This window comes from Bradyrhizobium sp. HKCCYLRH2047 (assembly GCF_051168175.1).
Taxonomy (GTDB): Bacteria; Pseudomonadota; Alphaproteobacteria; order Rhizobiales; family Xanthobacteraceae; genus Bradyrhizobium.
Genome location: NZ_JBNPUM010000009.1, coordinates 137,576 through 150,891, shown reverse-complemented (window position 1 = coordinate 150,891; position 13,316 = coordinate 137,576). Strand labels below are relative to the sequence as shown.

General features: G+C 66.4%; 12 protein-coding genes. 6 read left to right on the top strand and 6 right to left on the bottom strand.

All coding sequences use genetic code 11. The features are described from left to right. Positions 1-113: 113 nt before the first annotated feature. Positions 114-2,993: an EAL domain-containing protein gene (locus ACQR1D_RS22050; protein WP_315804765.1), complete on the bottom strand. Its 2,880-nt coding sequence runs from the start codon at positions 2,991-2,993 to the stop codon at positions 114-116. Positions 2,994-3,162: 169 nt separating this feature from the next. Next, on the bottom strand, positions 3,163-4,161 hold the full coding sequence (locus ACQR1D_RS22045; protein ID WP_434838601.1) for an NAD(P)H-quinone oxidoreductase: 999 nt from the start codon (positions 4,159-4,161) through the stop codon (positions 3,163-3,165). An 86-nt stretch (positions 4,162-4,247) separates the two neighbouring features. On the opposite strand from ACQR1D_RS22045, the gene ACQR1D_RS22040 reads away from it, so the two are divergent. Together ACQR1D_RS22040 and ACQR1D_RS22035 are read left to right on the top strand one after the other, a co-directional pair. After that, positions 4,248-4,439: a DUF1192 domain-containing protein gene (locus ACQR1D_RS22040; RefSeq protein WP_315713892.1), complete on the top strand. Its 192-nt coding sequence runs from the start codon at positions 4,248-4,250 to the stop codon at positions 4,437-4,439. A 613-nt stretch (positions 4,440-5,052) separates the two neighbouring features. Continuing rightward, positions 5,053-5,565 (top strand): DUF1465 family protein, encoded by a 513-nt coding sequence (locus ACQR1D_RS22035; RefSeq protein ID WP_315804767.1) that lies wholly within the window; start codon positions 5,053-5,055, stop codon positions 5,563-5,565. A gap of 158 nt (positions 5,566-5,723) precedes the next feature. On the opposite strand, the gene rpmE is transcribed toward ACQR1D_RS22035, so the two are convergent. Beyond that, the gene (rpmE, locus tag ACQR1D_RS22030; RefSeq protein WP_012046762.1) at positions 5,724-5,951 is read right to left on the bottom strand and encodes a 50S ribosomal protein L31; all 228 of its coding nucleotides are present in this window, start codon (positions 5,949-5,951) and stop codon (positions 5,724-5,726) included. Positions 5,952-6,174: 223 nt separating this feature from the next. Here rpmE and ACQR1D_RS22025 point away from each other — a divergent pair, with 223 nt between their 5' ends. Both ACQR1D_RS22025 and ACQR1D_RS22020 read left to right on the top strand, forming a co-directional pair. Continuing rightward, the gene (locus ACQR1D_RS22025) at positions 6,175-8,031 is read left to right on the top strand and encodes an ABC transporter ATP-binding protein/permease (protein ID WP_316177315.1); all 1,857 of its coding nucleotides are present in this window, start codon (positions 6,175-6,177) and stop codon (positions 8,029-8,031) included. Between the two features lie 143 nt (positions 8,032-8,174). Beyond that, positions 8,175-8,375: a hypothetical protein gene (locus tag ACQR1D_RS22020; protein ID WP_006614616.1), complete on the top strand. Its 201-nt coding sequence runs from the start codon at positions 8,175-8,177 to the stop codon at positions 8,373-8,375. 200 nt (positions 8,376-8,575) lie between these two features. Here the strand turns inward: ACQR1D_RS22020 and ACQR1D_RS22015 are convergent, their stop codons facing one another. From ACQR1D_RS22015 to ACQR1D_RS22005, 3 genes are read right to left on the bottom strand one after another with little or no spacing between them, the layout of a single operon-like run. Beyond that, entirely contained in the window at positions 8,576-9,025 is a 450-nt protein-coding gene (locus ACQR1D_RS22015) for a GNAT family N-acetyltransferase (RefSeq protein WP_434838602.1), read from the bottom strand. Further along, positions 9,022-10,050 (bottom strand): peptidoglycan -binding protein, encoded by a 1,029-nt coding sequence (locus ACQR1D_RS22010; RefSeq protein WP_315804770.1) that lies wholly within the window; start codon positions 10,048-10,050, stop codon positions 9,022-9,024. Before ACQR1D_RS22010 ends, ACQR1D_RS22015 begins: the two co-directional genes overlap by 4 nt. A gap of 54 nt (positions 10,051-10,104) precedes the next feature. Continuing rightward, the gene (locus tag ACQR1D_RS22005; RefSeq protein WP_316177317.1) at positions 10,105-11,094 is read right to left on the bottom strand and encodes a flagellar motor protein MotA; all 990 of its coding nucleotides are present in this window, start codon (positions 11,092-11,094) and stop codon (positions 10,105-10,107) included. 181 nt (positions 11,095-11,275) lie between these two features. Between ACQR1D_RS22005 and ACQR1D_RS22000 the strand changes: the two genes are divergently transcribed. Together ACQR1D_RS22000 and ACQR1D_RS21995 are read left to right on the top strand one after the other, a co-directional pair. After that, positions 11,276-12,088, top strand: coding sequence for a DUF1295 domain-containing protein (locus ACQR1D_RS22000; protein WP_316238141.1), 813 nt, complete (start codon positions 11,276-11,278; stop codon positions 12,086-12,088). 12 nt (positions 12,089-12,100) lie between these two features. After that, positions 12,101-13,129, top strand: a complete 1,029-nt coding sequence (locus tag ACQR1D_RS21995; protein WP_434838603.1) for an SAM-dependent methyltransferase — start codon at positions 12,101-12,103, stop codon at positions 13,127-13,129. The last annotated feature ends 187 nt before the right edge of the window (positions 13,130-13,316 follow it).

The window sequence follows — 13,316 nt, the reverse complement described above, 5'->3', positions numbered from 1 at the left end:
TGGTCATCACTCACACGGCACCCTTTACGCGGTACCGTGGTAACTCTACCTCAAACGAGGCAAAAGGAAAGATGCATCCTGAGGCTGTTGCCATCATGGATGCATTGCGGCCCTCAGCTCGCCGCTTCCAGCCGCTCTTCGGTCAGCAGCCGCATCGCGGCATCGGCATCCATCGGCTCGCCGAAGGCGTAGCCCTGGGCGTATTCGCAGCCGAGCTGGTAGAGCTCGACGGCATCGGAGTCGGTCTCCGCGCCTTCGGCCACCACGTCCATGCCGAGGTCGTGCGCCAGCGCGATGATCGATTTGAGGATCACGGGACGGGTGCCGCGCGCCGTGGTGCGCACGAACGACTGATCGATCTTCAAGGTATCGAACGGGAAGCGCTGCAGATAGGCCAGCGACGAATGGCCGGTGCCGAAATCGTCGATCGACAGGCCGACGCCGAGCTCGCGGATGCGCGCCAGCATCTGCGCGGCGTGCTCGGGGTTTTCCATCACGAGCGATTCCGTCAGCTCGATCTTGAGCGAGCCGCGTGCCACCGACGAGCGCGCCAGCACCGAGCGGATGTCGTGGATCAGGTCGTGGCGGAGCAGCTGGCGCGAGGAGACGTTGACGCTGGCGAAGATCGGCTCGCGCAGCCGCGTTGCGCGCTGCCACACCGAGAGCTGCCGCGCGGTCTGGTCGAGCACGAAGGTGCCGAGATCGACGATCAGGCCGATCTCCTCGGCGATGGTGATGAACTCGATCGGCGACATCCGGCCGAGCTTGGGGTGATCCCAGCGCGCGAGCGCCTCGAAGCCGGCGACCGAGCGATCCTCCAGCCGCACGATCGGCTGGTACAGGATCGTGATCTCCTGGCGCTCGATCGAGCGGCGCAGCTCGCTCTCCAGCGTCAGGCGGTCGTTCTTGCGCGCGCGCATCGCCGGCTTGTAGACGTCGATGCGGTCGCCGCCGATGCGCTTGGAGTGATACATCGCAAGCTCGGCATCCTTGATGATGTCCTCCGACAGCTGCGTCTGCGGATCGGACAGTGCGAGCCCGATCGAGGCGGTCAGGAAGATCTCGCGCTCGTTGAAGGCGATCGGCGCGCGGATGGTCTTGCGGATGGTCTCGGCGAACGCGGTGATGCGGGCGGGGTCCTGCTCCGACAAGAGGATCAGGCCGAACTGATCGCCGGCCAGCCGCGCCAGCGTGTCCTGGGGCTTGAGGATGCGCGACAGCCGCCGCGCCAGGGTCAGCAGGATGGAATCGCCGACCGCGATGCCGACGGAGTCGTTGACCTGCTTGAAGCGGTCGAGATCGATCACCATCAGGGTCGGCCGCATGGCCGGCATCGACTTGGCGAAATTGGCGACGGCGGCAAGACGATCGATGAACAGCTTGCGGTTGGGCAGGCCGGTCAGGTTGTCGTGCACGCTGTCGTGGAGCAGGCGCTCCTCGGCATTCTTGAACTCCGTGACGTCGGTCAGCGTGCCGACGACGCGCGAGACCTCGCCGTCCGAGCCGACCACGGGGCGCGCCTTCAGCGCGAACCACATGAAATGGCCGTCGGGCGTGCGCAGCCGGAAGTCCTGCACCAGACGGCCGCGGCGCTGGTCGAGGACACTGTCGAGCGCGGCGCGGAAGCGGTCCTGATCGAGCGGATGCAGCACCTCGAGCCATTTGGCGGCCGGGCCTTCCAGCGTGCCGCGCTTGAGGCCGAGCAGGCTCTCGGTCTCCGGGCTGGTGAACACCTTGTCGGCGGAGACGTCCCAGTCCCAGATCAAATCGCCGGAGCCGGCCAGCGCCAGCGCGCGGCGTTCGACGTCGGAGACGATGCCGGTGGTGGCGCCGCCGCCGGCGAAGGCGTGCTGCATCACCGTGAAGCCGATCAGCATCACGATCAGCACCAGGCCGCCGAGCAGGGCCGGACCGACGATGTCGTTGGTGACCTGGCCCGCGACCGTCATGCCGGCGGCGGCGACCCACACCGTGAGCAGGAACCAGGTCGGGATCAGCAGCACCGCGCGGTCGAAGCCGTGGCTGGAGAGATAGACGATCAGCGCAAAGCCGAGCACGGCGATCAGCAGCAGCGACATGCGCGCGATGCCCGAGGCCACCGCCGGGTCGAACAGCGCCACCGCGACCAGCGAGCCTAAGAAGAACAGCCAGCCCAGCGTGATGTGCGAGTAGCGAACGTGCCATCGCGACAGGTTGAGATAAGCGAACAGGAACACCAGCAGGGTCGCGGCGAGGATCGCCTCGCCGGCCGCGCGCCAGACGCGCTCGGCATTGTTCGACATGTCCAGGACCTTGCCCCAGAAGCCGAAATCGACGCCGATATAGACCAGCACCGCCCAGGCCAGCGCCGCGGCCGCCGGAAACATGATGCTGCCCTTGACCACGAACAGGATCGTGAGAACGAGGGCGAGAAGTCCGGAGATGCCGATCACGATGCCCTGGTACAGCGTGAACGAGTTGACCTTGTCCTTGTAGGCCTCGGGCTCCCACAGATAGAGCTGCGGCAGCTTGTCGGTGCGCAGCTCGGCCACGAAGGTGACGACCGAGCCGGGATCGAGGGTGACGCGGAAGACGTCGGCGGTCGGGCTCTCCTGCCGCTCCGGCAGGTCGCCGACCGAGGGCGTGATGGTGGCGATGCGCGACAGGCCGAGATCTGGCCACAACACGCCGGAGCCGACCACGCGGTAGTGCGGTGCCACGATCAGGCGGTCGAGCTGGTCGTCGGTGTTGTTGGCCAGCGCGAACACGATCCAGTTCTGGCCGCCCTCGCGGGCCCGCACCTCGATGCGGCGGACGATGCCGTCGGTGCCGGGCGCGGTCGAGACCTGGATGCGGTCGTTCTCGCTGCGCTGATGATCGAGGATGCCCGTGAGGTCGATCGCAGGCGCGTCGCTGCGAACGCTGACGGCGTCAACGGCCTGAGCGGGGGCAGCGGCACCACACATCACGAGGCCCAGCGCCGCCAACGACGCGAGGCACCTGATCAGACGCAATGTCAAATCTCCGCGTTCGACACCAATCCAAAGCGAAACAAGCCAAATCGAAAGAGGTCGTCGCCGGGCTAATTGGAGCCGTTCCAGGCACGGTTCAGATGTGCGCGATCATTGGCACGAAAGCGAGGAGAATCAAAGAGTTTCCAAACACGCTCTGTTTAGACTGCGCCTAGATTTCCAACACAATTTTGCCAATATGTTGGCTGGTCTCCATGCGTGCATGCGCTTTCGCGGCGTCCACGAGGGGAAAGGTCGAGTCCATCAGCGGCTTGATGCGGCCCTCGCGCAGGAACGGCATCACCTTGGCCTCGATCGCCGCCACCATCGCAGCCTTGTCGGCGTTGCTGCGCGGGCGCAGCGTGGATCCGGTATGGGTCAGGCGCTTCACCATCAGCTTGACGAAATTGACTGACGCCTTGGGGCTGGCGAGGAAGGCGATCTGGACGATACGGCCATCGATCGCCGCGGCGTCGTAGTTGCGCTCGATGTAGTCGCCGCCGACCATGTCCAGGATGACGTCGGCACCCTTGCCGCCAGTCGCCTCCTTGACCACGGCGACGAAGTCCTCCGTCTTGTAGTTGATGGCTCTGATGGCGCCGAGCTTGACGCAGGCGTCGGCCTTGTCCTGCGAGCCGACGGTGACCAGCACCTTGGCGCCGAATGCCGTGGCGAGCTGGATCGCCATGGTGCCGATGCCCGAAGAGCCGCCATGGATCAGCAGGGTCTCACCCGCCTTCAGACCGCCGCGCTCGAATACGTTGTGCCAGACCGTCATCAGGGTCTCGGGCAGGGCGCCGGCCTCCAGAATGGAGAGTGAGGAGGGGACCGTCATCGCCTGCGCATCTTGTGCGATGCAATATTGCGCATAGCCGCCGCCGGCGACCAGGGACATCACGGTGTCGCCGAGCTTGTGCCGGACCGCGCCCTCGCCGAGCGCCACGACCTCCCCGGCCACTTCCAGCCCGGGCAGGTCGCTGGCGCCCGGCGGCGGCGGGTAGCTGCCGGAGCGCTGGGCGACGTCGGGACGGTTAACGCCGGCGGCCTTCACCTTGATCAGGATCTCGCCGGGGCCCGGCTTGGGGACGGGCCGGGTTTCCGGCTTGAGCACCTCGGGTCCGCCCGGCTGGCTGATGGCGACCACGGTCATTTGCGCGGGCAGCTGTTCCATGAGAAATCCTTCGGCGAGGGCTGAAAGCGATGCTGCCGCGTGCTTAAGCCAGCCGGGGCATGGCTGGCAACCGGGAGGAGGGTGAGATGGCCAACGAGGACGACGACCGGCCGCGCAAGGCCGTTTCGCACGAGATCGGGCAGGATCTGTCGATGCTGTCGGTCGAGGAACTGACCAGCCGGGTGGCGCTGCTCCGCGCCGAGATCGAGCGCATCGAGCAGGCGGTGGCGAAAAAGCGCGCCTCGCGTGATGCCGCCGCCAGCATCTTCAAGTCGTGAGCCTCGCGGCCGTGGAAACACGGTCGGCCAGTGGCCGACATGGCTAACGAAGATTGAAAAATTTTCGCCATTTACGGTTGATTAAGCTTTCGCGTTTACAACCGGAACCGTCCTCGTTTGGACACCGAGTGGCTCCTGTCCACTCTGTTTGACGCCTCCCTGTTATCAACTTCAAAGCCGCCGGAAACGGCGGCTCTTTTTTTGCGCCCGCACCGAGCGGGGCGAACCGGGCGGTCGCCCGTGGCGCGCTCCCCCATGCGCAGGCGGCGATCGTGGGACGAACGTCGTGCCGGCTCATTACGCCCGTGCCGGTCTTCGGTCGCCAGCAGGTCGCGCGCGAAAATCCCGTGCGCCGCGGCAGGCGTGACGATCCTCCTTCGACGACTGCAAACTATTGCCGTGATCATGGTTGCTAGTTGAGCTGATCGTGCGACTCGGCCTGAAACGGCCGTGTCGCAGTCGCAAATGGTACGAGGGCACGGCATGGCCCACGCCGTGGAAACCATAAAAGGCGTTGCTGCTGGACTCTCGAAACCGGCCGCGCAATGATTTGTTCATCATACCGGCGTCGTTGCCGGGTTGCGTAAACAGTCGCGTTTAAGAGGCGTTAACCATGTCGGACCGTTTGCTGAGCGATGGCGCTCTGGTTCAGTTCAACGAGCGGCTCACCAATTCTGCTGCATTCGGCGCGCTGTTCCGGGAAGGCATGGATCTGGTCGAGGAGACCGCCGCCTATCTCGATGGCGACGGCCGCAACGAGGCCAAGGCGCTCGACCGCGCCGTCAGCCTGACCTACGCCACCGAGAGCATGCGCCTCACCACCCGCCTGATGCAGCTGGCGTCCTGGCTGCTCCTGCACCGTGCGGTGAAGGAGGGCGAGATGACCCTGAGCCAGGCCAACCGCGAGAAGACCAAGGTCAAGCTGACCGCCGCAGATCCCGGGCCGGATGATCTGCTGGAGAAGCTGCCGCAGCAGCTGCAGAGCCTGATCTCGCGCTCGATGAGCCTTCAGGTGCGGGTCCGCCGGCTCGACTCGACCATTCACTCCCCGCCGCCGGACCAGAGCGCGATCGGCAATCCGCTGGTCCCGCATCTCAATCGGCTGAAGGCTGCGTTCGAGCAGTAGGCCGCGGCATCGGGCGGCCCTGCCGGGCCGCTCCCCCAGCCGGAGGTCTCGTTGCGACCAGCCCAGAAACAAAAACGCCCCCGTTTCCGGGGGCGTTTTTGCTGTGAGCTGTCCTTCAGGCGCAGGCCGGGATGGCCGGTGCCGAGGGCAAGAAGGGATCAATCCTTCTTGAGGAAGCCCTGGAACTTCTTCTGGAAGCGCGAGACGCGGCCGCCGCGATCCATGATCTGCTGGGTGCCGCCGGTCCAGGCCGGGTGCGACTTGGGGTCGATGTCGAGGTTGAGCTTGTCGCCCTCTTTGCCCCAGGTCGAGCGGGTCTGGTACTCGGTGCCATCGGTCATCACGACCGTAATCGTATGATAATTCGGGTGAATGTCGGCTTTCATGGCTGATCCTGCGGCACGATGCGAGGACATGATGCGGCGCGGCCGCGCCTGATCCTGTCGTCACTGAAGGGGGACAATTGGCCGGCTCTATAGCCCAAGGTTCTGCCCAAAACAAGCCAAGGTCGCGGTTGAACACCTTGGTACGTTTCCGGATTTGCCAAGCCCGGCCCGGCAGGCCTATCAGGACGGCAGATCGGTATTTGGAAGAATTCTCAGGTGGCCCATGAGCGCAGTGGAACGGCTTGACGAACGGCAGGGCGCTGCCCCAGGGCAGGATCCGGTCGGAGATGCCGTTGCGGCCGTCGAGGCATTGGCGGAGCCGGCAAGCCCTGTGCGGCGCTCGAAGCTGCGCCCGCTGCTGGCGCTGTCTCCCTATGTCCTGCGCTATCGCGGCCGCGCCTTCCTGGCGCTGATCGCGCTGACGGTGGCGGCCCTGACCACCTTGCTGGTGCCGATCGCGGTCCGCCGGATGATCGATTTCGGCTTCACGCCGAAGGGCATCGAGCTGATCAACAGCTATTTCAGCGTCATGATCGCCGTCGTGGCGGTGCTCGCGTTGGCAAGCGCCGCCCGCTACTACCTCGTCATGACGATCGGCGAGCGCATCGTCGCCGATCTCCGGCGCGACGTGTTCGCGCATCTGATGTCGCTGTCACCGTCCTTCTTCGATTCCGCCCGCTCCGGCGAGCTGGTGTCGCGGCTCACCGCCGACACCACCCAGATCAAATCGGCGGCGGGCGCCTCCGTGTCGATCGCGCTGCGCAATCTGCTGCTGTTCATCGGCGCCACCGCGATGATGGTGATCACGAGCCCGAAGCTGTCCGGCTTCGTGCTGCTGGCGATCCCGCTGATCGTGCTGCCGCTGGTGGCGTTCGGGCGCTGGGTCCGGCGGCTGTCGCGCAACGCCCAGGACACGCTCGCCGACGCCTCGGCCTATGCGTCCGAGCTGATCGGTTCGATCAGGACCGTGCAGGCCTATACCAGCGAGAAGCTCGCTGCGGCGCGTTTCGGCGGCGAGGTCGAGCAGGCCTACGAGGCGGCGCGGGTCTCGACCCAGGCGCGCGGCGTGCTCACCGCGATCATCATTTTCATCGTCTTCTCCAGCGTGGTCGCGATCCTCTGGGTCGGCTCGCACGACGTGTTGACCGGCGCGATCAGCGCCGGCCGGCTCGGTCAGTTCGTGCTCTACGCGGCCTTTGCCGCCGCCGGTCTCGGCCAGCTCTCGGAGGTCTGGGGCGAAGTGTCGGCAGCCTCCGGCGCGGCCGAGCGGCTGTTCGAGCTGTTGCATGTGCAGCCGGAGATCACGGCGCCCGCGCAGCCGCGCCCGATGCCGGAGCCGGCGCGCGGCGACCTCGGCTTCGACCACGTCAGCTTCGCCTATCCGAGCCGCCCCGACGTCCGCGTCCTCGATGACGTCTCGTTTGCGATCAGCGCCGGCGAGAAGGTCGCGATCGTCGGCCCCTCCGGCGCCGGCAAGAGCACGCTGTTCCATCTTCTGCTGCGCTTCTACGATCCCGCCTCCGGCTCGATCTCGTGCGACGGCGTGCCGGTGCGCGCGGCCGATCCGCGCAGGATGCGCGAGCGCATCGCGCTGGTGCCGCAGGAATCCGTGGTGTTCGCGACAAGCGCGCGCGAGAACATCCGCTTCGGCCGGCCCGAGGCGACCGACGCCGAGGTCGAGCGCGCCGCCGATCTCGCTCATGCCAGCGAATTCATCCGCCGCTTGCCGGATGGCTTCGACACCTCGCTCGGCGAGCGCGGCGTCACGCTCTCGGGCGGCCAGCGCCAGCGCATCGCGATCGCGCGCGCCATCCTGCGCGATGCGCCGCTGCTGCTGCTCGACGAGGCGACCTCTGCACTCGACGCCGAGAGCGAGACGCTGGTGCAGACCGCGCTCGAGGGGCTGATGAAGGACCGGACCACGCTGGTGATCGCGCATCGTCTTGCGACGGTGCTGTCCTGCGACCGCATCCTGGTCATGGACCGCGGCCGCATCGTCGAGCAGGGCACGCACACGTCGCTGGTTGCGGCCAACGGCCTCTATGCGCGGCTGGCGCGGTTGCAATTCGAGGGCGTGTAGTTTCGGCAACACCGTGGATGAGCGGCAACACTCTCGGAATTCTTGTTCCCGACCCTGCAACCTTTCTCCCGCTTTATACGTTCCCTGCCGGAACAGATGGCGCGCCGTCCTGCTGCGCGCCCAACCGCACAGGAGCAACGCGCATGCCTTATCGTCGTGGCAGTTTTGCCCTCACCCCACCCTCGTTCGTCATCTTCGCGATCGCGCTGGTGCTCGCGCTCGTCGCGATGCTCGCGCACTACATGCACGCGTCGGTGCCGCTGCTGTCGGCAGCGCACGCCTTCGATGCGCTGGCGATTGCCTTCGTGGTGCTGACCATCGGCGTGCTGTTCCGCGGCGTGTAGTTGCTGGCCACCCCACACTCGGTGTCGCCCCTGCGAAAGCAGGGGCCCATAACCCCAGCCCGATATTTGACGGGCAAATGCCCGTGGCCGCGTCCTTCAAAACGTCTGCTGCGGAGTATGGGTGCCGGATCTGCCCTTGCTGCGCCCGGTCGTTCGGGACGACATCGTTGATGTGACCGTGATGCGGCCCGTCGCGGCGACTAAGGCGTCCACGCCATCCGCAGCACGGGACGGCCCGAGGTCGGGTTGACGTCCTCGCCGGCATCGACGAAGCCGTTGCGCCTGTAGAAGCTGATCGCGCGAACGTTATCCTTGTTGACCAGCAGCGTGATGCCTCCAGGAGATTTCTGCTTGGCGGCATCGACCAGCTGCGTGGCGAGCGGCGAGCCCCAATGTTGGGGCGAGACCACGAGCTGATCGAGATAGCCTGTTGCGTCGATCGTCACGAAGCCGGCGAGCGTCCCCTCCGTCTCGGCGACGATCACCTCTGCGTTCGGCACCAGCTCATTGCGCCAGCGCTCGCGCCACCACGCAGCGCGCGCGGCAAAATCGATGGCGGGATAGGCGAGCTGCCACGTCTCCCGCCACAGCGCGATCGCCGCGTCCTCGTCCTCGGCGCGATAGGGGCGCAGGGTGGAGTTCGACGTCACCGCTCCGTCAGCTTCAGCTCGATACGCCGGTTGCGGCGGAACGCTTCCTCGGTGTTCGCAGGATCGAGCGGCTGGAATTCGGCGAAGCCCGCCGCGACCAGGCGCTGGGCCGGTACGCCGAGCGAGATCAGATATTGCACCACCGAGATGGCGCGCGCCGAGGACAATTCCCAGTTCGACTTGAACACCGGGCTGTTGATCGGACGAACGTCGGTGTGGCCGTCGACCCGCAGCACCCAGGAGATCTCTGCGGGGATCTGCTTGTCGAGGTCGACCAGCGCGGTCGCCACCGAGTTCAGCTCCTGCTGGCCCTCGGGCAGCAGGGTGGCCTGTCCGGTGTCGAAGAACACCTCCGACTGGAACACGAAGCGGTCGCCGACGACGCGGATGTCGGGACGGTTGCCGAGGATGGCGCGCAGCCGGCCGAAGAACTCCGAGCGGTACCGGGTCAGCTCCTGCACCCGCTGTGCCAGCGCGACGTTGAGGCGCGAGCCGAGATCGGCGATGCGGCTCTGCGATTCCTTGTCGCGCTTCTCCGAGGCATCGAGCGCATCCTCGAGCGCGGCGAGCTGGCGGCGCAGTGCGCTGATCTGCTGGTTGAGCACCTCGATCTGGGCCAGCGCCCGCGCCGTGACCTGCTTCTCGGAGTCGAGCGCCCGGTTGAGCTCGTTGGCGCGGCCGGCGGCATTGCTGCCGGCATTGGCGAGCCCGTCATAGAGGCCCTTGACGCGGTCGCGCTCGGCCTCGGCGTTCGCGAGCCCGGCGCGCAGCTGCGCAACCTGGTCGTCCAGCGAGAGCTTGCCGAGCTTCTCCAGGGACAGCATCTCGTTGAGCTGCGCGATCTTGGCGTTGAGCTGCTCCAGCGCCTTGTCCTTGCCGGTGACCTCCTGCGACAGGAAGAACTGCACCACCAGGAACACGGTCAGCAGGAACACGATCGACAGCACCAGCGTCGACAGCGCGTCAACGAAGCCCGGCCAGTAGTTGAGGCCGGAATCTCCGCGGCGGGTACGGGCAAGCGCCATTCAGCGTCTCCTAGCTCGTCTAGTAGTTCGGCCTGGGCCGGCCGACGGAGCAGCTCAACTCTTCTCCGTCTGCCGCGCCAGCCGCTCCAGCAGCCGCTTGATCTCGCGGTTCTGCTCGCCCTGGCCGTCGGCCCATTCGCGGATCATCTGCTGCTCGGTGCGCATGTGCCCGACCAGGCCCTGGATCGCCTCGGCGAGGTTGGCCATCGCCGCGGTGGCGCCGCGGTTGGAGCCTTCTTCCATGGCGGTGCGCAGCCGCTCGATGGCAACCGAGAGGTCGGCACCGGTGTCGCCGCTGCCGCCATATTCCCGCACGGTGCTGGCGAGCCAGTCCTCCAGGTCGGTATAGAAGCGGTTCTGCGCCTGGCTCGATTGCAGGTCGAGGAAGCCGAGGATCAGCGAGCCGGCGAGGCCGAATAGCGAGGACGAGAACGAGATGCCCATGCCGCCCAGCGGCGCGGCAAGGCCGCCCTTCAGCGTGTCGAACAGCGCACCGGCGTCGCCGCCGACCTTCAGCCCTTCGATCACCTTGCCGACCGAGCCGACCGTCTCGATCAGGCCCCAGAACGTGCCGAGCAGGCCCAGGAACACCAGAAGGCCGGTCATGTAGCGCGAGATGTCGCGGGCCTCGTCCAGCCGGGTCGCGATCGAGTCGAGCAGATGGCGCATGGTCTGCTGTGAGATCGACATCCGCCCCGAGCGCTCGCGGCCGAGGATGGCCGCCATCGGCGCCAGCAGGACCGGGTGGCGAGGCACCGCCAGGCCGGGATCGGCGATGCGGAAATTGTTGACCCAGGACACTTCCGGATAGAGCCGGACCACCTGTCGGAACGACAGGATGACGCCGATCAGCAGCACGGCCCCGATCAGGGCGTTGAGGCCGGGATTGGCGAAGAACGCCATGACGATCTGCTTGTAGAGCACGACGCCGACCAGGGCGCACAGCACCAGGAAGACCAGCATCCGCACCAGGAAGATCCGGGGCGTGGACAGCTTGGTCCGTTCGACGTCCATCGCGGAGCGGGAGGGGGAGCCTTGAGGCATTGTCGATGACATCCGTTGCGGGGACCGGTCCCTGAAATCCACTATGGCACAGCAGCAGCGGGAAAAAAGCCGCGATCGGCGCAATCCCGTCCCCTGCGCGGAACTATGGCTGAAACCGGCGGGCACCCGCGGCGTAGTTAGTCCCGTGGCTCATATCTAGCGGGAACGCCCTGGCTTTGTCATGACCGTCGTTGAATATCTGCAAGCGCTGCTGGCGATGGCCGTGGCGATGTCGGTGCTGATGGGGCTCGCCTGGGTCGTGCAGCAGCGCAGCGGCAACTCCGGCTGGGTCGACACCATCTGGACGTTTTCCGTCGGGCTGGTCGGCGCCGCCGGCGCGATCTGGCCCGCCGGCGGCGCCGCCCCCAACGCGCGGCAATGGCTGGTCGCGGTGCTGGTAGCGGTCTGGTCGCTGCGGCTCGGCGGCCATGTTGCGGCGCGCAGCCGCGGCATCTCTGACGACCCGCGCTACGCGGAGTTTGCCCGGCAATGGGGCGCGGCCGCACCGCGAAAGATGTTCCTGTTCCTGCAGCAGCAGGCCTGGGGCTCGATCCCGCTGGTGTTCGCGATGTTCGTCGCCGCCCATGCGCCGGCCGCCGAGCTGCGGCTGCAGGACTATCTCGGCATCCTCGTGCTGTTCGCAGGGATCGCCGGCGAGGGCGTCGCCGACGCTCAGCTCAAGGCGTTCCGTGCCGATCCCGCCAACAAGGGCAAGGTGTGCGACGTCGGCCTGTGGCGCTGGTCGCGCCATCCCAACTATTTCTTCGAATGGGTGTGCTGGCTGTCCTACCCGGTCATCGCGCTGTCGTTCGACCACCCGTGGGGCTTCGCCAGCCTGCTCGCGCCGCTGTTCATGTATTGGATCCTGGTCCACGTCACCGGCATCCCGCCGCTGGAGCAGCAGATGCTGCGCTCGCGCGGCGATCGCTACCGGGCCTACCAGGCGCGCACCAGCGCGTTCTTTCCCCTGCCGCCAAATCACTTTGCGAAGTAACGGAGCCACAGCATGAGCTTCATCTCGACCATCATCGGCGCCGCCGAGCGTGTGCCGCTGCCCGATGCCGTCATACGCTCGGCGATCTCCGAATTGTGCACGCGCACGGCGGCGCGGCTCGGCGGGGCCGATGCGATGGGCGACGCAGAGTTCGCCCGCCTGCTGACGACGCGGCCGATCGCCGAGCATACCGACGCGGCGAACAGCCAGCACTACGAGGTGCCGGCGGCGTTCTTCGCCCGCGTGCTAGGGCCGAACCGCAAATATTCCTGCTGCTTCTACAAGGAGCCGGTCTCGACCCTGCAGGAGGCGGAGGAGGAGGCGCTGCGCCAGACCGTCGCCAATGCCGATCTGCAGGACGGCCAGAGCATTCTGGAGCTCGGCTGCGGCTGGGGCTCGCTGTCGCTGTTCATGGCCCGGCAGTTCCCGCGTGCGAAGATCACGGCGGTCTCCAACTCACATTCGCAGCGCCGCGCCATCGAGGAGATGGCGGCCGCGCGCGGCCTGCTCAATTTGCGGGTCGTCACCGCCGACATGAACGGGTTCGCTCCCGACGCGCGGTTCGATCGCATCGTCTCGGTGGAGATGTTCGAGCACATGATGAACTGGCGCGAGCTGCTGTCGCGGGTCCGGGCATGGCTCCTGCCGGATGGCCGGCTGTTCATGCACATCTTCACCCATCGCACCGCATCCTACCTGTTCGACCGCAACGATCGCGAGGATTGGATCGCGCAGCACTTCTTCACCGGCGGCATCATGCCGAGCCACGGGCTGATCCGGCAGTACGACGATCTGTTCGCGGTCGAGAAAGAATGGCGTTGGAGCGGCACGCATTATCAGCGCACGGCGCGGGACTGGCTCGCCAATTTCGACGCCGACCGCGACCGCATCCTGCAGGTGCTGCAGCCCGTCTATGGCGACGACGCGACGCTGTGGATGCGCCGCTGGCGCTGGTTCTTCCTCGCCACCGCGGGTCTGTTCGGCCATGACGAAGGCCGCGAATGGGGCGTCAGCCATTACCGTCTGCGGCCGGCCAACTAATTTGTTCGCTGCGGCGGGATGCCGCAGCGCCGTCATGGGATTCGCGTTTCGCTCTGCGGAACCTGCCCGGAACTTGTTGCCACAAAGCGCTCACAATCAGGTGAGTCGCGAAAAAGCTAAATCTATCAGCTACGTAGTTCGTGTGACATCAAGCCGCCCAGGTTCCGCGTTGCGTCGCAGCAGCTGT

Bases quoted from the DNA above. Each gene is read 5' to 3' on its own strand.
- ACQR1D_RS22045 (WP_434838601.1), bottom strand. From the start codon at position 4,161: ATGGAACAGCTGCCCGCGCAAATGACCGTGGTCGCCATCAGCCAGCCG.
- ACQR1D_RS22040 (WP_315713892.1), top strand. From the start codon at position 4,248: ATGGCCAACGAGGACGACGACCGGCCGCGCAAGGCCGTTTCGCACGAG.
- ACQR1D_RS22035 (WP_315804767.1), top strand. From the start codon at position 5,053: ATGTCGGACCGTTTGCTGAGCGATGGCGCTCTGGTTCAGTTCAACGAG.
- rpmE (WP_012046762.1), bottom strand. From the start codon at position 5,951: ATGAAAGCCGACATTCACCCGAATTATCATACGATTACGGTCGTGATG.
- ACQR1D_RS22025 (WP_316177315.1), top strand. From the start codon at position 6,175: ATGAGCGCAGTGGAACGGCTTGACGAACGGCAGGGCGCTGCCCCAGGG.
- ACQR1D_RS22020 (WP_006614616.1), top strand. From the start codon at position 8,175: ATGCCTTATCGTCGTGGCAGTTTTGCCCTCACCCCACCCTCGTTCGTC.
- ACQR1D_RS22010 (WP_315804770.1), bottom strand. From the start codon at position 10,050: ATGGCGCTTGCCCGTACCCGCCGCGGAGATTCCGGCCTCAACTACTGG.
- ACQR1D_RS22005 (WP_316177317.1), bottom strand. From the start codon at position 11,094: ATGCCTCAAGGCTCCCCCTCCCGCTCCGCGATGGACGTCGAACGGACC.
- ACQR1D_RS22000 (WP_316238141.1), top strand. From the start codon at position 11,276: ATGACCGTCGTTGAATATCTGCAAGCGCTGCTGGCGATGGCCGTGGCG.
- ACQR1D_RS21995 (WP_434838603.1), top strand. From the start codon at position 12,101: ATGAGCTTCATCTCGACCATCATCGGCGCCGCCGAGCGTGTGCCGCTG.